Genomic DNA, 19,447 nt, shown 5'->3' with positions numbered 1-19,447 from the left:
CGACTCCTCTTTCTCATGCCACCTGCTCCGTCACAGGCGCGTCGATGGAACTGCGGTACGGCGCGTGGGTGTCCGGCTGTTCCGGGACCTGCGCCAGGGGACGAAAGACGATGCGGGTGACGACGCCGACAGCGCAGGCCGGGATCCCCACCCCGAACAGCACGAGCAACGGCGACGCGAACTGCCACAGCAGCCAGCCCGTGAGGGCGACGGCGGTGGTGCCGAGGATGGTCCAGTGCAGCGAGCCGAAGCCGATCAGCAGCGCGCTCGCGAGCTGCCGGCCGACGGGCGCGACGTCGGTCGCGACCATGACCGGGTACACGTAGGCGGCGGCGACGGCGAGCACGACGAGCGCCACGACGTTCAGCGCCTGCACGGTCCAGCTCGGGGCACGGAAGACGTTGGTGACGATGACGGCGCCCGCGCCCGCGAGGATCCAGCTGACGACCATGGCGCGCCACGGCTGCTCCCGGACGCCGGCCACGAAGGCCCGGGCGACCGGCGGCGTCTCGCCGTGGCGGAACCAGCCGTCCACGTACCAGGCCAGGGCGTACGACGCCGGCCCGGCGCCGAACAGGCCGAGCCCGAGGACGGTCGTCGCGAGCCAGAGCACGTTGAGGTAGGCGAACCGGTACACGCCGGTCAGGAACGTGTTGATCCGGACGAAGCCCTCGAACGAGAACATCAGTAGACGCCCTCTTCGCCGAACTTCTTCGCGAGCCGGTTGGCCATGACGACGAGGATCAGGCCGACGAGGCCCTTGAAGAGGCCGACCGCGGCGGCGTAGCTGAGCTGCCCGTTCTGGATACCCGTGGTGAACACGTAGGTGTCGAAGATGTCGCCCACGGACCGGTTCAGCGAGTTCATCACGAGGAACATGTGCTCGAAGCCGAGCTCCAGGAAGTCCCCGATGGCGAGGATGAACATCACGATGATGGTGGGCCGGATGGCCGGCAGGGTGATGTGCCACGTCTGGCGCATGCGGCCCGCGCCGTCGAGCTCTGCGGCCTCGTAGAGCTGCGTGTCCACCGCCGTCATGGCGGCGAGGTACACGATGGTGCCCCAGCCGGCGCCCTTCCAGATCTCCTGGCCCACGTACAGCGGTCGCAGCCAGTCGGGGTCCGTGAGGAACGGGACCGGCTGGCCGCCCCACTCGACGATGAGGTTGTTCACCGCGCCGCCGTCGGTCGAGAGCAGCACGTAGAAGATCGACGCGACGATGACCCACGACATGAAGTGCGGCAGGTAGATGACCGTCTGCACGCTGCGCTGGAAGACCTTGGTGCGGACCTCGTTGAGCAGCAGCGCCAGGATGATCGGCACCGGGAACGAGAAGATCAGGAGCAGGAGCGAGATCACCACGGTGTTGCGCAGCAGCACCAGGAACGTGTCCTCGGAGAAGAAGCGCACGAAGTGGTCGAAGCCGACCCACGGGCTGCCGCCGATGCCGAGGAAGGGCATGTAGTCCTGGAAGGCGATGACCAGGCCACCCATGGGCGCGTACTTGAAGACCAGGAAGTACAGGATCCCCGGCACGGCCATGAGGTAGAGCGCCTTGTGCTTCCACAGCGCGGACACCCGCTTGCGCTCCGGTCGCGCCGGCGTCGCGCCACCGGACGTCGGCGTCGTCGGAGCCGCGGTCTTCGCGGCGGTGACCGCGCTCATCGCCGCAGCCCCTCGTTCATCACAACCACCATTGGCGTGCCCCTCTGCTCTTCCTCGAGCTGTCCGCGCTCCGTGGTGAAACGCGCCGGTAACCGGTTTCTCGGAAACGTACCGGACGGGTACCGGAATCGGCAAGCGCCTTCCACCGATCGGTGTCGAGATCGTGATCTGGCGATGCCTGGACGCGGTGGGAGCGCGCCCGCGCCACGGCCTGCCGGGCCGTCCGGAGACGAGGAGGGCCCGCGCCTCGCGAGCCGACCGCCTCGAGGGCGGGCCGGCTGTCAGGCGGTGCCGAGGGCGCGCGCGTAGGTGCGCACGCGATGGCGCAGTGCGCCCGGGCCGGACGACGTCGCCCACGCGCCGTCGTCGGCGATCTTCCAGGTCAGGGCGTCGACGACAGGGGCGAACGCGTCGCCCGCGACCTCCAGGTCGACCTCGGTGACGACGAGCCTGTCCGCGAGCGCCAGCGTCGCGGCGTAGACCTCGCCGCCGCCCATCACCCAGACCTCGTCCCCGCCGGGAGCCGCGGCGGCGAGCGCCAGGGCCGTGCCGACGGAGCCTGCGACGACGGCGCCGTCGTCGGACCAGCCCGGCCGCCGCGTCACGACGACGTTGGTGCGTCCGGGCAGCGGGCGGCGCGGCAGCGACTCCCAGGTGCGGCGCCCCATGACGACGGGGTGCCCCGCCGTCGTCGCCTTGAAGTGCGCGAAGTCCTCGGGCACGCGCCAGGGGATCTCGCCTGCGGCACCGATGACGGGCCGGCCCGCGGCGTCGCGCGCCTGGGCCCAGATCAGACCGATCACGTCGTCGCCGGGGTCAGACGGCGACCGGGGCCTTGATGCCCGGGTGGTGCTGGTAGCCGAGCACCTCGATGTCCTCGTACGCGTAGTCGAAGATCGAGTCCCGGGGTGCGAGGCGGAGCGTCGGGTACGGGTAGGGGTCGCGCTCCAGCTGGGTGCGGACCTGCTCCTCGTGGTTGTCGTAGACGTGGCAGTCGCCGCCCGTCCAGACGAACTCCCCCACCTCGAGCCCGGTCTGCGCGGCCACCATGTGCGTGAGCAGCGCGTAGGAGGCGATGTTGAACGGCACGCCGAGGAACAGGTCGGCGGAGCGCTGGTACAGCTGGCAGCTGAGCTTCCCGTCGGCCACGTAGAACTGGAACAGCAGGTGGCACGGCGGCAGCGCCATGTCGGCGAGCTCGGCCACGTTCCACGCGCTGACGACGAGGCGGCGCGAGTCGGGGTTGACCTTGATCTGGTCGATCACGCCCGCGATCTGGTCCACGTGCTGCCCGTCCGGCGTCGGCCACGACCGCCACTGCACGCCGTACACCGGCCCCAGCTCGCCCTCCGGCGACGCCCACTCGTCCCAGATCGTCACGCCGTGCTCCTGCAGCCAGCCCACGTTGGACTCGCCGCGCAGGAACCACAGCAGCTCGTACGCCACGGACTTCAGGTGCACCCGCTTGGTGGTGATCAGCGGGAACCCCTGCTGCAGGTCGTAGCGGATCTGCCGGCCGAACACGCTGCGCGTGCCCGTCCCCGTGCGGTCCGCCTTGTGCGTGCCGTGCTCCAGCACGTCGCGCAGGAGGTCCTCGTACGGGGTGGGGATGGCAGCCATGCGGCAACCCTACGACCCCCGGGAGGCCGGCGGCGGCGTCGGGACCGCGCGTCGTCCGACGGTCCGCCCGACGTCCGCCACGACGTCTCCGACATCACACCACCCGACCGTCACGGAGCGGCACGCTGCGTGGTCGACGTGGTGAGAGCGCCCGACGGGCGCGGCACAGGAGGCAGTGATGCGACGCATCGTGATCGTCGGTGGCGGCTACGCGGGCTTCACGGCGGCCCGGGAGCTGGAGAAGGGGCTGCGGCGAGAGCTGCGGCGCGAGGAGGTGGAGCTGGTGCTCGTCGACCCGCGCCCGTACATGACCTACCAGCCGTTCCTCCCGGAGGTGGTGGCCGGGTCCGTCGAGGCGCGGCACGCGGCGGTGGCCCACCGCGGCCACCTGCGCCGCACGCGGCTGGTCGACGGGTCGGTGGTGCGCGTGGACCACGCGGACCGGGTCGTCGTCGTGCGGCCGCGCTCGGGCGAGCCGTACCGCCTGCCCTACGACACGGTCGTGGTGACGGCGGGCGCGGTGACGCGCGTCTTCCCCGTGCCCGGGGTCGCGGAGCACGCGATCGGGATGAAGCACGTCGAGGAGGCGGTGGCCATCCGCGACCGCCTGCTGACGTCGTTCGACCGGGCCGCGAGCCTGCCGCGCGGGCCGGAGCGGGAGCGGCTGCTGACCGTGACGTTCGTCGGCGGCGGGTTCTCCGGCGTCGAGGGCTTCGCCGAGCTGCTGTCGCTCGCCCACGACCTGCTCCCCCGGTACCCCGAGATCGACGCCGCCGAGCTGCGGTTCCACCTCGTGGAGCTGAGCGACCGCATCCTGCCGGAGGTGACCGACCGCCCCGGCCGCTGGGTCGTGGAGCAGCTCGAACGACGTGGCGCGCGCGTGCACCTGGGCACGGGCCTCGAGTCCGCTGCCGGCGGCGTCGTCCGGCTCTCGACGGGCGAGTCGTTCGCGTCGGGCCTGCTGGTGTGGACGGCGGGCAACGCCGCGAACCCGGTGGTCGCGACGCACACCGACCTGCCGGTCGACCGGCGGGGGTACCTCGTCGTGCGCCCCGACCTGCGGGTCGGCACCGACGACGCGCCCGTGGACGACGCGTGGGCCGCGGGCGACGGCGCCGCCGTCCCGGACCTCGCCGTCGCGCGGCCCGGCGCGCTCGCCGTGCCGAACGCGCAGCACGCGGTCCGGCAGGGCCGGCGCCTGGCGCGGAACCTGGTCGCGAGCCTGCACGGCCGCCCGTCGCGGCCGTACGTGCACGGCAGCCTCGGCGTGATCGCGACGCTGGGTCTGGGGTCCGGCATCTTCCAGCTCCGCCGGCTGGTCCTGCGCGGCCGCCTGGCGTGGCTGATGCACCGCGGGTACCACCTGCTCGCCATCCCGACGTGGGAGCGCAAGGCCCGCGTGCTCGCGGTCTGGCTCACCGCCGCGGCCTTCGGGCGCGACGTCGTCTCCCTCGCGTCGGTGCAGACGCCCCGGGCCGCCTTCGCCGCGGCCACCACGCCCGACGGCGAGGCGGTGGGTCCCGCCCGGGACACTCAGGAGGCGGTGGCGTAGCCCGTCAGCTTGTCGGGGTTGACCTGGACGTACACGTGCTGGACCCGCCCGTCGGCGACGTCGAGCGCGAGGAGGGCGAACGGTGCGCCGTCCAGGTCGACCACGACGGCGGGCAGGCCGTTCGCCTCGACGGGGCGCACCGTGCCGGCGTCCCAGAACTTGCGCCACACGTTGTCGAGGAAGAGCGACACCCGCGCCAGGCCGACCAGGTCCACGCGCGACGCGTGCACCCGCCCGCCGCCGTCGGGCCGCGCGACGACGTCGTCGGCCAGGTAGCGCTCGAAGCGCGCGAGATCCCCCTCGTGCGCGGCGGCCACGAGCTCGTCGAGCAGGCGCCGGTGCTCGCCGGGGTCGACGGGCACCGCCTCGCGCGTGCCCAGCCGGTCGCGCGAACGGCGGGCGAGCTGGCGCGCGTTCGCCTCGGTGAGGTCGAGGATCTCCGCGATCCGCCCGTACGGGTAGCCGAACGCCTCCCGCAGCACGTACACGGCCCGCTCCACCGGCGTGAGCCGCTCCATGAGCAGCAGGGTCGCCAGCTCGAGGGCCTCCGCGCGCTCCGCACCCAGCGCCGGGTCGTCGGACGTGTCGACCGGCTCGGGGAGCCACGGGCCCACGTACGTCTCGCGCCGGGCGCGGGCCGACGTCGCCGCGTTGATCGCGAGCCGCGTCGTCACCGTCGTGAGGAAGGCCGCCGGGTTCCGGACCCGGTCGCGGTCCGTGCCCTGCCAGCGCAGCCAGGCGTCCTGCACGACGTCCTCCGCCTCCGCGACGCCCCCGAGCATCCGGTAGGCGATGCCGAACAGCTGCGGCCGCACGGCGAGGAACGCGTCGAGCGCCCCGGTGCCCCCGGTGTCGCCGAGGGGGCCGGGGCGCTCGGGCGCGTCGGGACGCGACGTCATGCGGCCACGCTACGCCCGCGCCCCGGCGAAGTCGGCGTACGTCACCGCACCGAGCCGGGCGTCGCCCTGCGGCACGATCGAGTCGGCGGCGAGCACGGCCCCGAAGTACGGCGCGGCCGGGTCGGCCACGACCGTGCGGGCGTCTCCCGACGCCGCGAGCGCCGCGGCGATGAACTCGTCGAACCGGACCCGCTCCGGCCCGGCGATCTCGAGCACGCCGTCGCGCGGCTCCCCCGCGGCCGCCTCGGCCACGAACCGCGCCACGTCCGCCGACGCGATCGGCTGGAACCCGACCGGCGGGATGCGCACCTCCCCGTCGACCGTGGCGCCGTCGGCGATCCGCGGCGCGAACTCGAAGAACTGCGTGGCGCGGACGACCGTCCACGGGACGCCGCCGGAGCGCACCAGCTCCTCCTGCGCCACCTTGGCCCGCAGGTACCCGGAGTCCGGGTTGCGGTCCGTGCCCACGATCGAGAGCACCACGTGGTGCCGCAGGCCCGCGCGCTTCTCGGCGTCGAGCAGCGTGCGCGTCGACGTCGTGAAGAAGCGCAGCACGTCGTCGTCCGCGAACGACGGCGAGTTCGACACGTCCACGACGACGTCGGCGCCCGCGAGCGCCGCGTCCACGCCCTCGCCGGTCAGGGTGTCCACGCCCGTGCTGGGCGCGGCGGCGACCGCGTCGTGCCCGGCCTCCGTGAGGTGTGCGATGACCTGCGTCCCGATGAGTCCCGTCCCACCGACGACCACGATCTTCATGAGCCTGTCCTCTCTGCGGTGCTTCTGAGGTGTCCCTGCGGCGGACGGCCCGGTGGCCGCCCCGCACCCTGTCGACCGGGGACGGCGGCGGACCGTGACAGCTCCCCCGTGTGACCCCGGCCACACCGGAATCGGACGCGCGGCCCGCACGTTCTCCTCGGGACGTCCCGGACTTCCCCGGACGAGCAGTGGGAGGATCACCTCATGACGGACCAGAGCACCGTGCCCGACACCGCAGCCCCCGTGACCCCGTCGCCCACCGACCCGCTGTGGGTGGAGCGCACCGGCAACCGCACCTACCGCGGCCACACGGCCCGCGGCGCGAGCGTGGAGATCGGACCGGTGGAGGCCGGCGCCGTCTTCACGCCGGGCGAGCTGCTCAAGGTGGCCCTCGCCGCGTGCGCGGGCATGAGCAGCGACACGAAGTTCGCCCGGGTGCTCGGCGAGGCGTACGAGGCCGTGATCCGGGTCGAGGACGCGAAGGACCTGGACGAGGACCGCTACCCGGTGCTCACCGAACGCTTCGAGATCGACCTGTCGGGGCTCGACGAGGCCACGCGGAACAAGACCCTGCTGCTGGCGCAGCGCTCGATCGACAGGGCCTGCACCGTGGGCCGCACCCTCAAGGCGGGCGCGCTGGTGCCGCCGGCGGTCTTCGAGCAGCCGGCGCCCGACGAGGCGCAGGGCGACACGGAGGACGCCGCGTCGTGACCGCGCGCGGCAGGGGTGACGAGGGCCCGACGCCGGGCGACGAGGTCGTGCGCCCGGACGGGGCGGGCGACGGGCCGGGCGACGAGGTCGCCGAGGTCCGCGACCCGGCCGCGCGCCGCGAGGAGTGGGCGCGGTACCGGCCGACGCCGCTGCTCGACGCGCTCCTCGACAAGGCCGTGACGATCCCGTCCGCCGCGATCCACAAGCACGTGGACCGCCTGCGGGCGCGCAACCCCGAGGCCGACCCGGCCGGGATCGTGCGCATCCTCGAGAAGGAGTACCTGACCCTGCTGACGACGGCGGGGGGCGCCGTGGGCGCGGCGGCCGCCGCACCGTCGGTCGGGACGGCCGCGGCGACGGCCCTCACCACGGGCGACGTCGCGACGTTCTTCGGGGCGTCGGCCGCGTTCGCCCTCGCCGTCGCCGACGTGCACGGCATCGAGATCGACGACGTGCCGCGGCGTCGCGCCCTGCTCCTGGCCACCGTGCTGGGCGACCGGGGCGCGAAGGACGTGGAGAACGCGATCGGCGGCTCCTCCGTGGCGTGGGGCAAGGTGCTGCTCACGTCCATGCCGCAGACCACGATCAAGCGGGTCAACAAGACCCTCGCCCGCCAGTTCCTCAAGCGGCAGGTCGCCAAGCAGGGCTCGCTCGCGCTCGGGCGGCTGCTGCCGTTCGGCGTCGGGTTCGTGGTGGGCGTCGCGGGCGGGCGCGCGCTCGGGCACGGCGTCGTGGCGCAGTCGCGGCGCGCGTTCGGCCCGCCGCCCGAGCACTTCCCCCGCGTCGTGGAGCTCGTGCTCGAGCCGGGCGACGACGTCCCCACGCTGCGCGCCCTCGACGCGCCCCGGCGCACGTCGCCGAGCCGGTGGCTGCCGCGCCGCAAGGGGCGCGGCGGCGCGACGGAGGACGACGCCTCGTGACGGCACCCGGCACGACCGCCGCGCACCGCGTCGAGGTGGCGCGCGTCGTCCCGGTCGAGGCGTCCGTCGCGTTCGCCTGGGTCGCGGACCTGCGCACCCACCCCCGCTGGATGGTCGCCACCCGGCTCCAGAGCCCTGCGGGGCACGGCCCCGAGCTGGGCGACCGCTGCACGATGGCGAGCGGCCCGGGCGCGCGGCGCGACCCGGGCAGCGCCCTGGGTCGCCTGGTGATCGTCGACCGGATGGTCGTGGAGCAGCTGGAGCGACCCTCCACCGCCGCCGCACGGGTGGGGCGCACCCGGCTGCGCAAGCTGGGGCCGGTGCTGCTCGGCGAGGCGGGCTTCGACGTCGTCCCGATGGATGCCGGCCGCTGCCGCGTCGTGTGGTGGGAGGAGGCCTGGCTCGCGGGGCCGCTCCCCCGGGCCGTCACCGCCCCGCTGGTCGGGCTCGCCCTGCGGGGCTTCATGCACCTCTCGCTGGGCCGGCTCGCGCGGGCGCTCGACCGCCGGCGCTGACCGGCCGCGCCGACCGCTCGCCGCACGGTCGCCGCACGGTCGTGGGACGCCCTGCCGCAGCCGACCCACGGCCGGTATGGTCCGTGGGGTGAGCACCGAGGGTTCCACCGCGCCGTCGTCCACCGCCCAGGCCGCCCAGGCCGCCCAGGCCGCCGGCCTCGCCGAGAGGCTCGAGGACCTGCGCCGCCAGTACGCCGACCTGCAGGCCCGCGGCCTGAGGCTCGACCTCACGCGGGGCAAGCCGTCCGCCGAGCAGCTCGACCTCTCCGAGCCGCTGCTGGCCCTGCCCGGCGAGGGCGACCACACGGCCGAGGACGGCACGGACACGCGCAACTACGGCGGCCTCGCCGGGCTCCCCGAGCTGCGCCGCATCTTCGCCGAGCTGCTCGGCGTGCCCGTCGACCAGCTCCTCGCGCAGGGGAACGCCTCGCTGACGCTGATGTACGACACGATCGTGCAGGCCCTGCTGTTCGGCGTGCCCGGCTCCGAGCGGCCCTGGTCACGCGAGGAGCAGATCACGTTCGTCTGCCCCGTGCCCGGGTACGACCGGCACTTCGCGATCTGCGAGGAGCTCGGCATCCGCATGGTCACCGTGCCGATGACGCCCGACGGCCCCGACGCGGAGGCCGTCGCCGCCCTGGTCGCCGACGACCCGACGGTCAAGGGCCTGTGGGTCGTGCCGACGTACGCCAACCCGGACGGCTCGGTCGTCTCGGAGGCCGTCGCCCGGCGCCTCGTGTCGATGCCCGCCGCCGCCCCCGACTTCCGCATCTTCTGGGACAACGCCTACGCCGTGCACCACCTCACGGAGCACGAGGCGAAGTCCGCGCACGCGATCGACCTCGCCGCGGAGGCCGGCAGCCCCGACCGCGTGCTCCTGTACGCGTCGACGTCGAAGATCACGTTCGCCGGGTCCGGGGTCGCGTTCTTCGCGGCGTCCCCGGCCAACGTCGCCTGGTTCACGAAGCACCTGGGCATCCGCTCGATCGGGCCGGACAAGATCAACCACCTGCGGCACGTCCGGTTCTTCGGCGACGCGGAGGGCGTGCGCGCCCACATGCGCAAGCACCGCGAGATCCTCGCGCCCAAGTTCCGCGCCGTCGTCGACATCCTCGACGAGCGGCTCGGTGACGCCGGCGTCGCCACCTGGACCCGGCCCGACGGCGGGTACTTCGTCTCCGTCGACGTCGTGCCCGGCACCGCGGCGCGCGTCGTGCAGCTCGCCAAGGAGGCCGGCATCGCGCTCACGCCGGCCGGCGCCACGTTCCCGTACCACCAGGACCCGGACGACCGGAACCTGCGCCTCGCGCCGACCATGCCCCCGCTGGACGAGGTGCGGGTCGCGATGGACGGCGTCGCCACCTGCATCCTGCTCGCCGCGGCGGAGGCCGCCACCGCGTCCTGAGCACGCCGGGACGGTGCGCGCGCTCGACGGGGCGTCGTCCCGCTCGACGAACAGAGCCGATCGAGCGCCCGCACCACCTCAGGCCTGCGGGATCACAGGATCTTCGCGCTTCCTCTCGGGGCGGGTCACGACGGCCCGCTGCGACCTGCACACGCCCGGCCTAGGCTGCTGGGGACGCCCGCGGCAGACGCCGGAGCCCGCGGCGCGCGGCCCTCGTGCCGGCGGGTGCGGCGGGCGTCGGACAGACGACCCCGACCTGGACCCGACGCTCCGTGACCTCTTCCTCCCCCCGCAACCCCGCCCCGGGCGACCCCGTCGACGACCCGCACGACGACGCGAAGGAAGCCCCCGCCAAGACCCGGCTCTCGCTCACCCAGGTGGTGGCGAGCGCCCTCGCCGCGGTCAGCGCCACGGTGCTGATGTCCTTCTTCGGCGTCGCCGGGACGATCATCGGCGCGGGCCTGGCGAGCGTCGTCACGGTCATCGGCAACTTCCTCTACACCCGCTCGATCGAGAAGACGCACGAGCAGCTCAAGCCGGTCGTCACCAAGGTCGTGGCCCGCACCGGCCCTGCCGCCCCGCGCTCGCGCACCGCCGCGATGCGCGTCACCGGCACCGCCACGACGGCGCGGGGCACCGTGGTCAGCACGTCGGACGCCGCCGACGCCCGGGCGGAGGGCACCCCGGGCGACGCGCCGACCGTCGAACGACGGTCCGTCACGGAGACGCTGGCCGACGGCACCGTCCCTGGCACGCAGCCCCTCGACGCCACCGCGCCGCTCGGGGAGACCCGCCCCCTCGGACCGGTCGGCGCCGTCGACGCCGGGCTCGCGTCCGCGGACGGCGAGAGCTCCGACGATGAGGGGCCCGACGGCGACCTCCCCGAGGGGGAGGAGCCCGAGCCTCGCAACGCCTGGCTGCGCTTCGTGGAGAAGCACGGCACGGGCAAGGTGCTCGCGATGTCGGCGGCCGCCCTGTTCGTCGTCGTCATGGGCGTGGTGCTGGTCGTCGAGCTCGTCATCGGCAAGCCGCTGTCCGACGCGGTGCGCGGCCAGGAGGGGTCCGGCACGAGCATCAGCCGTACCTCGAACGACTCCGACGACTCGACCACCGTGCCCACCCCGACCAGCCCCGCCGAGGACCCGGCGAACGTGCCCGGGGACGACTCCGGCACCGACCGGGACCCGGACGAGTCCACGACCGGCACCACCGACGGGAGCACGGACCAGCCGACCGACGGGTCCACCCCGGACGGCACGACCGGCACCGACCCCGGGACCGACTCCGGCACGGACACGCCTACCGACGGGTCCACCGGCGGCACCACGGGCGGCGGCACGGACGACGGCACCGGCACGGGCACCGACGGCTCGGACGGCGGCACCGGCGACGGCGCCGACGGCTCCGACGACACCGGCGGGGGCACCGACACCGGCTCCGACACGGGTGCCGGGACCGGGACCGGGGGCACCGCCCCCGACGCCGAGCAGGGCTCCGGCTCGTCGTCCGGCTCCGCCCAGGACGGCGCCGCCACGCCGACGCCCACCCCGGCGTCCTGAGCCGACCTCCGAACGCCGAACAGGCGGTTGCTCCCGCTCTGACGCGCTGTGACGCGCGAGAACGGGAGCAACCGCCTGTTCGGCGCTGCCGGGGTCAGCCCCCGAGCACGGCCTTGAGGAACTCCTGGGTGCGCTCGTGCTCGGGGTGCGTGAACATCGTCTCGGGGTCGGCCTCCTCGATGATCTTGCCGTGGTCGAACATCAGCACGCGGTTCGAGACGTCGCGGGCGAACTGCATCTCGTGGGTCACGAGCAGCATCGTGATGTCCGTGGTGCGGGCGATCTCGCGGAGCACGCCGAGCACGTCGGCCACGATCTCCGGGTCGAGCGCCGAGGTCACCTCGTCGAGCAGCAGGATCTCCGGGTCCATGGCGAGCGCCCGCGCGATGGCGACGCGCTGCTGCTGACCGCCCGAGAGCTGGTTGGTCTTGAAGTCCCGCTTGTCGGTCATGCCGACCTGCTCGAGCAGCTCCTCCGCCCGCTGGACCGCCTCGGCCTTGCTCTTGCCGAGCACGTGGATCGGCGCCTCGATGATGTTCTCCAGCACGGTCATGTTGGGGAACAGGTTGAACTGCTGGAAGACCATCCCCACCCGGTTGCGCACGACGCGGCGGCGCTTCTCCGAGATCTCGACCCACTTGTCGCCCTTGTACTCGTGCGTGTACGGGTCGCCGTCGATGAGGATGAGCCCGCCGTTCGCCTCCTCGAGGGTCATCAGCAGGCGCAGGATCGTCGTCTTGCCGGAGCCGGACGGGCCGATCAGCGTCACGCGGTCGCCCTGCGCGACCGAGAAGTTCAGGCCGTCGAGCACCACGTTGTCGCCGAAGCGCTTGGTGACGTCGCGGAACTCGATGGCAGGGGTGCCGTTCGAGGTGTTGCTCATGTTCTGGCTCCCAGGGGAGGTCGTCGGGTCAGGCAAGGCGCGTCTCCATCCGGCGTACCAGCAGCGACGTCGGGTAGCTCACCAGCAGGAAGAGCAGCCCGACCAGGGTCAGCGGCTCGATGTAGGAGAAGTTCAGGGCGCCGTACTGCTGGGCGGCCTGGTACATCTCCACGACCGTGATGGCGAAGAGGTACGGCGTCTCCTTGAACATGGAGATCGCGTAGTTGCCCAGGCCGGGCAGCGTGTTCCGGATCGCCTGCGGCAGGATGACGGCCCGCCAGGTGCGCCCCTTGGGCAGGTTCAGCGCGGTGGCCGCCTCCCACTGGCCGCGCGGCACCGCCTCGATGCCCGCCCGGTACACCTCGGACATGTAGGTCGCGTAGTGCACGCCGAGCACGCCGAACCCGATCACGAGCGGCGGGATGTCGACGAGCAGCAGCCACACGAAGACGAGCTGCACCAGCAGCGGCGTCATGCGGATGAAGTCGACGACGAACCGCAGCGGCGCGCGCACCCACCGCGTCGGTGCGCGCATGGCCAGGGCGATGAGCAGCCCGAGGATCGAGGCGATCACCATGCCCACGACCGTCGCCTCGATGGTGATGACCAGGCCGCGCAGGAGGGCCGGCAGGACCTCCCATGCCGTGTCCCAGTTCCAGATGGCGTCGTCGTTCATGCCACACCCCCCTTCACGCGGGCGATCTCCGTCGGGACGCCCGGCTTGAGGCCGAAGACGTCACGCAGGCGCGGGCGCGTGCCGCGGCCGAGCCGGCGCTTGGCCCGCTCCTCCAGCCAGTTCATGCCCCACGTGAGGACGTACGCGATCACGAAGTAGATGACGAGACCGACGCCGTAGCTGAAGAAGGTGTCCCTCGTGTCGCGCTGCAGCTCGTCGATCCACCAGTACACGTCGTGCAGGGTGATGTAGAACGCCAGGGCCGAGCCCTTGAGCAGCTGGATCAGCAGGTTGGCGAGCTGCGGGATCATCAGCGCCCACGCCTGCGGGAAGATCACGCGGCGCACCTTGTGGAACGCGCCGAGGTTGAGGGCCGTCGCGGCCTCCCACTGGCCGGTCGGGACGGACTCGATGGAACCGCGCACCACCTCGGCGGCGTAGGCGCCGTAGTTGAGCCCGAGCGCGACGATCGCGACGGCGAGCGCCTCCATCTTGAACCCGAACACCGGGAGCACGTAGAAGAGCCAGAAGATCTGGACCACCAGCGAGGTGCCCCGGAAGAACTCGATCACGACGCGGGAGGGGCCGCGCACCCACAGGGAGCGGGTGCGCGAGCCGAACCCCAGCACGAGCGCGACGAGCATGGCGAGGGCGGCACCGCCGATCGTCATCTCGAGCGTGACGACGACGGCGCTGCCCAGGTGGGGAAGACGGTCGATCAGTGCCTGGAAGTCATCCGACATGTGGTCAGGAATCCAGCCCCAGCTCGTCGGAGATCTTCGCGAGGTCGCCCTCGCACAGCATGTCCGCGGTCAGGCCGGGCGGGGGGTACTCCGCCTCGGTGAAGCCGAACGGCTCCATGATCTCGAGCCACTTGTCCTTGTCCTCGAGGATCGGCGTGAGCTTCTCGTTGTACGCCTCGAGCAGCTCGGTGTCGCCCTTGCGGAACACCTCGGCGCCCGCGCCGACCTGCGACACGCCGTCGATGGTCGCGACGAACGCGTCGGTGGCCTCGACCGGCTCGTCGGTGCTGTCGGCGAGCGCCCGGATCGAGATGCCCGTCAGCGCGAAGGCGTCGGCGCGGCCCGAGACGACGGCGTTGAGACCGTCGGTCGAGTCGCCCACCGTGATCGTCTTGACGCCGGTCTGCTGGGCGTAGCCGTCCTCGATCGCGCCGCTCGTGACGGCGATGGTGAGGCCGGAGTCCTCGACGGACTGCCAGTCCGTGAGCTTCTCGGGGTTGCCCTCGGGCACGAGGAACGCCGTGGTGTACATGATGGTCGGCTCCGCGAACGCCGCCTGCTCGCAGCGCTCCGGCAGGATCGACATCCCCGCGCTCACGGTGTCGTAGCGGCCGGCGTTCAGCCCCGGGATGAGCGAGTTCCATTCGGTCTGGGTGCCCTCGACCTCGGCGACCCCGAGCTCGCCGAAGACCTCCTTGTCGAGCGCGATCGTCGCGCCCGTGAGCTCGTCGCCCTCCTTGTAGCTGTAGGGCTTCTCGCCGTTGAACGCGACGTTGACGGTGCCGGCGTCCTTGAGCGTCTCGACCGTCGTGCCCGCGCCGCCACCCGATCCGCCGTCGTCGACGCTCGAGCAGGCGGCCAGCGCGGTCATGGTGAGCACGGAACCGGCTGCGAGGAACGCCCGGCGGCGCTTCGTGGTCCTGGTGGACGACACGGTGTCTCCCTTCGTCGCCCGGCGAGAGTCCGCGCCGGGCCGTTGGTCTGGACGGTGCGACACCGTAGCCGTGATGCCGACGCTACGACAATCTATGTATCCACATGTCGGATTGTCTACAATCAGCGAGGGCGCGCCGCCACGACGCGCTCCGTTCGGCGTCGTCGCAGGTCAGAGCGGCGTTGCCGGGACGAACGATCGCTTCGGACGGGCTCGGCACGCCCGAAAAAGCGGTCATGCCATGGTCACAAGAGGGTCACGATCTGGCGGGAGGCCGCGGCGCGGGATGATATGTCCCGGTCGGACGGCCCCCGACCGCCTGGAAGGAGAGCAGATGACCCCATCGTCGCCGGCCCCCGTCGGAAGCGCGCCGTTCCTGTCGCCGGTGACCCGCCCGTCGACGGTCGACCTCATCACCGTCGAGCTGCGCAACGCCGTCTACTCGGGCGCGCTGCCGGTCGGATCACCCATCCGCGAGGTCGAGATGTCGAGCCAGCTCGGCGTCAGCCGCGGGCCGTTCCGCGAGGCCGCGCAGCGCCTGGTGCAAGAAGGGCTCCTGCGCTCCACCCCCGGCCGCGGCCTCAGCGTGGTGCGCATCGGCGCCGACCGGGTGCGGGCGCTGTACGAAGCGCGCACGACCGTCGAGACGTCGGCCGCGCCCCTCGCCGTCGAGCGTGCCACCCCGGCCCAGGTCGCCGCCGTCCGCGCCGCGCACGACGCCCTCGTCGACGCCGAGCGCAGCGAGGACGCGCGCCGCGTGGGCGACGCCGACCTCAACGTGCACTGGTCGCTCGTCGCCGCCAGCGGCAACCCCTGGCTGCTGCGCTGGATGACCACGCTCATCGTGGAGGTCCGGATCGCGAGCTTCACGGTCAGCGAGGACTACGCGGTCCGCAAGGACGCCGCCGAGTCGCACGTCGAGCTGGTCGAGCGCTTCGAGGCCCGCGACGCCGACGGCCTCGTCGCCGCGATCCGCACCAACCTCGACGACGCCGTCGCCCGACTGCTCGAGCCGGAGACCATCGCGGTCGAGACGTTCGACGAGCCCCGCCCGTCCCCCGCCCCGCGCCTCGACCCGATCACCCCGACGTTCCCCGAGCCGTAGCCGCTCACGCCCCGGGCCGGGCGGCGAGCTGCGCGCGGCGCCCGGCCTCGTACTCCTCGGCCCGCCACGAGGTGACCCCGGCGACGACGATCCCCGCCGGGCGGCCGTCGTCGCCGGGCAGCACCTCGACCGGCTCCCCGGGCGCCCCGAACCCCGGCTCGACCGGCAGCCGCAGGGCGTCGCCGTCGACGACGAGCCGCTCCGCGCCGGCCAACGGGTCCTCCCGACGTGGGTCGACCAGCCACAGGTCCCGGCCCAGCCGGACGAGGTCCGTCAACCCCCACAGGTTGGCGAACCGACCGGTGCTGCGGCCCAGGGCCGCGGCCTCGTCGGCCGTGGGCTCGCCGGCGTCGAGGGCGGTCGCGACCAGCGCGAACAGACCGGTCGCGATCGTGTCGGCGGGGCCGTCGACCGCGTTCGTCAGCACGGACACGACGACGCCCCCGGCCGGGTCGGCCCAGGTGCGGCTGAGCTGGCCCGGGAACGCGCCGCCGTGCCCGACGACGCGGCGCCCCTCGATCTCGCGCGTCTCGAAGCCCAGGCCGTAGCGCCGCGGCCGGGCGTGCGGGCGGTCGATCGCCGACTCGTCCCGCTGCAGCAGGCGCCGCGTCTCCGGCCGCAGCAGGTCCGAGCCGTCGGCGTGCGCCGCGAACCACCGCGTGAGGTCGGACGCCGTCGAGGAGAACCCCGTCGCCGCGGCCAGCGCTCCCGTGCGCACGGGAGCGACCGGCAGCCGACCGTCGTCGGCGACGCCCAGGGCGGAGTGCCCGACGACGGCGGGCACGCCGTCCCCCACCTCGGGGGACGTGTGGTCCAGCCCGAGCGGGCCGAGGAGATCGTCCCGCACGTGCCGGCCGAACGGCGTCCCCGCCACCGCCTCGACCACCAGCCCCAGCAGCCCGTAGGCGAGGTTCGAGTACTTGAACGTCTCGCCGCGGCCGAGCACCGGACCGTCGGCGCGCACCGCCGCCACCAGGGCGTCCCGCCCCGGGAACGGCGCGCCGAGCTGCCAGAAGTCGGCGTCGGTGCCGTCGCGCCGCACACCGCCGGTGTGGCCGAGCGCCTCGCGCAGGGTCACCCGCCCGACGGCGGCCCCGGCGAGCTCGGACAGGTGCGCGTCGAACGGGTCGTCCAGGCGCAGTGCACCCCGCTCCGCGAGCCGGGCCACCGCCGTCGCCGTGAACGTCTTGGAGTGCGACGCCACCCGGAACACGTGGTCCGTGCGCAGCGGCTCCCCGGTGGTGACGTCCGCGACGCCCCACGCGCCCTCGAGGAGGGTGTCGTCCCCGAGGCGGACCGCGTACTGCACGCCGGGCACGCGCGCGAAGCCGGCCTGCGTGCCGACCCAGGCGGCGAGGTGGTCGGGGTCGAACGGCTGCGGGGTCGCGGGCTCCGGCGTCATGGGCGACACCCTGCCACGACGGTCGCGCCGTGCGCCCGCCGATGAGTTCCGCGTCGGTGGGCCGTCCTAGCCTGGTACGTGACGCACGTCACCGACATCCCGGGAGCTCCCATGTCCGCGTCAGACCCCGGCCCGCCGCGCGACGACCTCGCCGTCGACGCCCGAGGGCTCGTCAAGCACTTCACCACCCGCAAGCAGGTCACCAAGGCCGTCGACGGCGTCGACCTGCGGATCCCGACCGGCAGCGTCTTCGGGCTGCTCGGCCCGAACGGCGCCGGCAAGACCACGGTCGTGCGCATGCTCGCCACGCTGCTGCGCCCCGACGCCGGCACCGCCCGCGTGCTCGGGCACGACGTCGTGGCCGACGCCGACGCCGTCCGCTCCGCCGTCGGGCTCACCGGCCAGTACGCGTCCGTCGACGAGGACCTGACCGGCACCGAGAACCTGCTCATGCTGGCCCGCCTGTACGGGTTCACCGGGACGGCGGCACGGCGGCGCGTCGAGGGGCTGCTCGACGCCTTCAGCCTGTCGGACGCCGGCCCCCGGCAGGTCAAGACCTACTCCGGCGGCATGCGGCGCCGCATCGACCTTGCCGCGTCGCTGGTGCTGGCCCCGCGCGTGCTGTTCCTCGACGAGCCCACCACCGGGCTCGACCCCCGCAGCCGCAACCAGGTGTGGGACATCGTCCGCGTGCTCGTCGCGGACGGCGCCACCGTGCTGCTCACCACCCAGTACCTCGAGGAGGCCGACCAGCTCGCCGACCGCATCGCCGTCATCGACCACGGCACCGTCATCGCGGAGGGCACCTCCACCGAGCTCAAGCGCTCCGTGGGCCAGGGGGCGGTGTCGTTGCGCCTGGCCGACGCCGGCCAGCGGTCGGCCGCGGCGAGCGTCGTCGAGAAGGTGCTGGGCACCGAGCCCGCGCTGCCCACGGACCCGTACGCCCTGTCGGCCCGCGTGCCCGACGACGGGGCGGGCTCGGTGGCGCAGCTGCTGCCCGCGCTCGGGGAGGCGGGCATCGCCGTGCCGGAGTTCACGCTCGGTCAGCCGAGCCTCGACGAGGTGTTCCTGACCCTGACCGGCAAGCCGCTGCCGACCGACGACGCCGCCGAGCCCGCCGACGCCCAGGAGGTGTCCCGATGACCACGTCCGCGGAACCTGCCGAGATCGCGACCACGACGTTGCGCCAGGCCGTGGCGCTCACCGAGCCGCCCGCACGGCCGTCCGCGCTCTCGATGACCCTGACCTTCGGGTGGCGCGCGCTGCTGAAGATCAAGCACGTGCCCGAGCAGCTGTTCGACGTGCTGGTCTCCCCCGTGATCTTCACGCTGATGTTCACGTACCTGTTCGGCGGGGCGCTCGCCGGGTCCACGTCCGCGTACATCCAGTTCCTGCTGCCCGGCATCCTGGTGCAGACCATCGTCATCGTCACCGTGTACACGGGCTACACGCTCAACACCGACATCACCAAGGGGGTCTTCGACCGGTTCCGCTCGCTCCCGATCTGGCGGCCCGCGCCCATCGTCGGCGCCCTGCTCGGCGACACCGTGCGCTACTCGATCGCATCGGTCATGACGATCGGGCTCGGCCTGATCCTCGGGTTCCGCCCCGACGGCGGGGTGGTCGGCGTCGTGCTCGGCGTGCTGCTGCTGCTCGTCTTCGCCTTCTCGCTGAGCTGGATCTTCACCATCCTGGGGCTGCTGCTGCGCACGCCGAACGCCGTCATGGGCGTGTCGATGATGGTGCTGATGCCGCTGACGTTCGCGTCGAACATCTTCGTGAACCCGTCGACGATGCCCGCCGCCCTGCAGCGGTTCGTCGAGATCAACCCCGTGACCCACCTCGTCACCGCCGTGCGGGGGCTGATGGCCGGCACCCCCGACGGCGGGGAGATCGTCTGGGTGCTCGTCGCCTCCGTCGTCCTCACCGCCGTCTTCGGCCCGATCACCATGCACCTGTACCGCACCCGCCACTGACGCCCGCCGTGAGCATGGTTCTGGCCCGCTTCCGAGCTCGGAAGCGGGCGCCCAGCAAACTGACCGAGCCCACGGGGGGGTGGTTTATAAAAAAAACGGCCCCCCCGGCCACACAGGGTGGGTGTT

The 19,447-nt window shown here is 73.2% G+C and carries 20 protein-coding genes; 9 read left to right on the top strand and 11 right to left on the bottom strand.

Annotated features, from left to right (window positions below; translation table 11 throughout):
* Positions 1 to 13: 13 nt before the first annotated feature.
* The 4 genes from ACFQ8Y_RS02905 to ACFQ8Y_RS02890 all read right to left on the bottom strand — a co-directional run bounded on the left by ACFQ8Y_RS02905 (position 14) and on the right by ACFQ8Y_RS02890 (position 3,285).
* On the bottom strand, positions 14 to 685 hold the full coding sequence (locus ACFQ8Y_RS02905; protein ID WP_430584556.1) for a YesL family protein: 672 nt from the start codon (positions 683 to 685) through the stop codon (positions 14 to 16).
* On the bottom strand, positions 685 to 1,665 hold the full coding sequence (locus tag ACFQ8Y_RS02900) for an ABC transporter permease (protein WP_430584555.1): 981 nt from the start codon (positions 1,663 to 1,665) through the stop codon (positions 685 to 687). The genes ACFQ8Y_RS02905 and ACFQ8Y_RS02900 overlap by 1 nt, the downstream gene beginning before the upstream one ends.
* Positions 1,666 to 1,946: 281 nt before the next feature.
* Entirely contained in the window at positions 1,947 to 2,468 is a 522-nt protein-coding gene (locus ACFQ8Y_RS02895; protein ID WP_430584554.1) for a dihydrofolate reductase, read from the bottom strand.
* 13 nt (positions 2,469 to 2,481) lie between these two features.
* Complete coding sequence (locus ACFQ8Y_RS02890) at positions 2,482 to 3,285, bottom strand: thymidylate synthase (protein ID WP_430548679.1); 804 nt, start codon at positions 3,283 to 3,285, stop codon at positions 2,482 to 2,484.
* Positions 3,286 to 3,463: 178 nt separating this feature from the next.
* Here ACFQ8Y_RS02890 and ACFQ8Y_RS02885 point away from each other — a divergent pair, with 178 nt between their 5' ends.
* Entirely contained in the window at positions 3,464 to 4,837 is a 1,374-nt protein-coding gene (locus ACFQ8Y_RS02885; RefSeq protein ID WP_430584553.1) for an NAD(P)/FAD-dependent oxidoreductase, read from the top strand.
* Here the strand turns inward: ACFQ8Y_RS02885 and sigJ are convergent.
* Together sigJ and ACFQ8Y_RS02875 are read right to left on the bottom strand one after the other, a co-directional pair.
* A complete protein-coding gene (sigJ, locus tag ACFQ8Y_RS02880; RefSeq protein ID WP_430584552.1) occupies positions 4,819 to 5,736 on the bottom strand; it encodes an RNA polymerase sigma factor SigJ in 918 nt (305 codons plus the stop codon). The genes ACFQ8Y_RS02885 and sigJ overlap by 19 nt on opposite strands.
* A gap of 9 nt (positions 5,737 to 5,745) precedes the next feature.
* Entirely contained in the window at positions 5,746 to 6,492 is a 747-nt protein-coding gene (locus ACFQ8Y_RS02875) for an SDR family oxidoreductase (RefSeq protein ID WP_430584551.1), read from the bottom strand.
* 204 nt (positions 6,493 to 6,696) lie between these two features.
* Between ACFQ8Y_RS02875 and ACFQ8Y_RS02870 the strand changes: the two genes are divergently transcribed.
* From ACFQ8Y_RS02870 to ACFQ8Y_RS02850, 5 genes are all read left to right on the top strand, one after another.
* Entirely contained in the window at positions 6,697 to 7,203 is a 507-nt protein-coding gene (locus ACFQ8Y_RS02870; RefSeq protein ID WP_430548675.1) for an OsmC family protein, read from the top strand.
* Complete coding sequence (locus ACFQ8Y_RS02865) at positions 7,200 to 8,123, top strand: hypothetical protein (protein ID WP_430548674.1); 924 nt, start codon at positions 7,200 to 7,202, stop codon at positions 8,121 to 8,123. Before ACFQ8Y_RS02870 ends, ACFQ8Y_RS02865 begins: the two co-directional genes overlap by 4 nt.
* Positions 8,120 to 8,638, top strand: coding sequence for an SRPBCC family protein (locus ACFQ8Y_RS02860; protein WP_430548673.1), 519 nt, complete (start codon positions 8,120 to 8,122; stop codon positions 8,636 to 8,638). The genes ACFQ8Y_RS02865 and ACFQ8Y_RS02860 overlap by 4 nt, the downstream gene beginning before the upstream one ends.
* 88 nt (positions 8,639 to 8,726) lie before the next feature.
* Positions 8,727 to 10,043, top strand: a complete 1,317-nt coding sequence (locus tag ACFQ8Y_RS02855) for an aminotransferase class I/II-fold pyridoxal phosphate-dependent enzyme (RefSeq protein ID WP_430584550.1) — start codon at positions 8,727 to 8,729, stop codon at positions 10,041 to 10,043.
* Between the two features lie 272 nt (positions 10,044 to 10,315).
* The gene (locus ACFQ8Y_RS02850; protein ID WP_430584549.1) at positions 10,316 to 11,602 is read left to right on the top strand and encodes a hypothetical protein; all 1,287 of its coding nucleotides are present in this window, start codon (positions 10,316 to 10,318) and stop codon (positions 11,600 to 11,602) included.
* A 94-nt stretch (positions 11,603 to 11,696) separates the two neighbouring features.
* On the opposite strand, the gene ehuA is transcribed toward ACFQ8Y_RS02850, so the two are convergent.
* From ehuA to ACFQ8Y_RS02830, 4 genes are read right to left on the bottom strand one after another with little or no spacing between them, the layout of a single operon-like run.
* Positions 11,697 to 12,485 (bottom strand): ectoine/hydroxyectoine ABC transporter ATP-binding protein EhuA, encoded by a 789-nt coding sequence (gene ehuA, locus ACFQ8Y_RS02845; RefSeq protein ID WP_430584548.1) that lies wholly within the window; start codon positions 12,483 to 12,485, stop codon positions 11,697 to 11,699.
* A gap of 28 nt (positions 12,486 to 12,513) precedes the next feature.
* The gene (ehuD, locus tag ACFQ8Y_RS02840; RefSeq protein WP_430565167.1) at positions 12,514 to 13,161 is read right to left on the bottom strand and encodes an ectoine/hydroxyectoine ABC transporter permease subunit EhuD; all 648 of its coding nucleotides are present in this window, start codon (positions 13,159 to 13,161) and stop codon (positions 12,514 to 12,516) included.
* Positions 13,158 to 13,904, bottom strand: coding sequence for an amino acid ABC transporter permease (locus ACFQ8Y_RS02835; protein WP_430584547.1), 747 nt, complete (start codon positions 13,902 to 13,904; stop codon positions 13,158 to 13,160). Before ACFQ8Y_RS02835 ends, ehuD begins: the two co-directional genes overlap by 4 nt.
* 4 nt (positions 13,905 to 13,908) lie before the next feature.
* Positions 13,909 to 14,838, bottom strand: a complete 930-nt coding sequence (locus ACFQ8Y_RS02830; protein WP_430584546.1) for a transporter substrate-binding domain-containing protein — start codon at positions 14,836 to 14,838, stop codon at positions 13,909 to 13,911.
* Positions 14,839 to 15,172: 334 nt separating this feature from the next.
* Here ACFQ8Y_RS02830 and ACFQ8Y_RS02825 point away from each other — a divergent pair, with 334 nt between their 5' ends.
* Entirely contained in the window at positions 15,173 to 15,943 is a 771-nt protein-coding gene (locus tag ACFQ8Y_RS02825) for a GntR family transcriptional regulator (RefSeq protein WP_430548666.1), read from the top strand.
* Positions 15,944 to 15,947: 4 nt separating this feature from the next.
* On the opposite strand, the gene ACFQ8Y_RS02820 is transcribed toward ACFQ8Y_RS02825, so the two are convergent.
* Positions 15,948 to 17,345, bottom strand: coding sequence for a serine hydrolase domain-containing protein (locus ACFQ8Y_RS02820; RefSeq protein ID WP_430584545.1), 1,398 nt, complete (start codon positions 17,343 to 17,345; stop codon positions 15,948 to 15,950).
* Positions 17,346 to 17,456: 111 nt separating this feature from the next.
* On the opposite strand from ACFQ8Y_RS02820, the gene ACFQ8Y_RS02815 reads away from it, so the two are divergent.
* Positions 17,457 to 18,488 carry an ATP-binding cassette domain-containing protein gene (locus ACFQ8Y_RS02815; protein WP_430584544.1) on the top strand — a complete coding sequence of 344 codons (1,032 nt, stop codon included), beginning with the start codon at positions 17,457 to 17,459 and terminating at the stop codon, positions 18,486 to 18,488.
* Entirely contained in the window at positions 18,485 to 19,321 is an 837-nt protein-coding gene (locus ACFQ8Y_RS02810; RefSeq protein ID WP_430548663.1) for an ABC transporter permease, read from the top strand. Before ACFQ8Y_RS02815 ends, ACFQ8Y_RS02810 begins: the two co-directional genes overlap by 4 nt.
* Positions 19,322 to 19,447 lie beyond the last annotated feature (126 nt).

This window comes from Isoptericola sp. NPDC056605, assembly GCF_042792795.1.
Taxonomy (GTDB): domain Bacteria; phylum Actinomycetota; class Actinomycetes; order Actinomycetales; family Cellulomonadaceae; genus Isoptericola.
The sequence above is the reverse complement of the archived record's forward strand: the minus strand, read 5'-3'. Positions and strand labels throughout refer to the sequence as shown.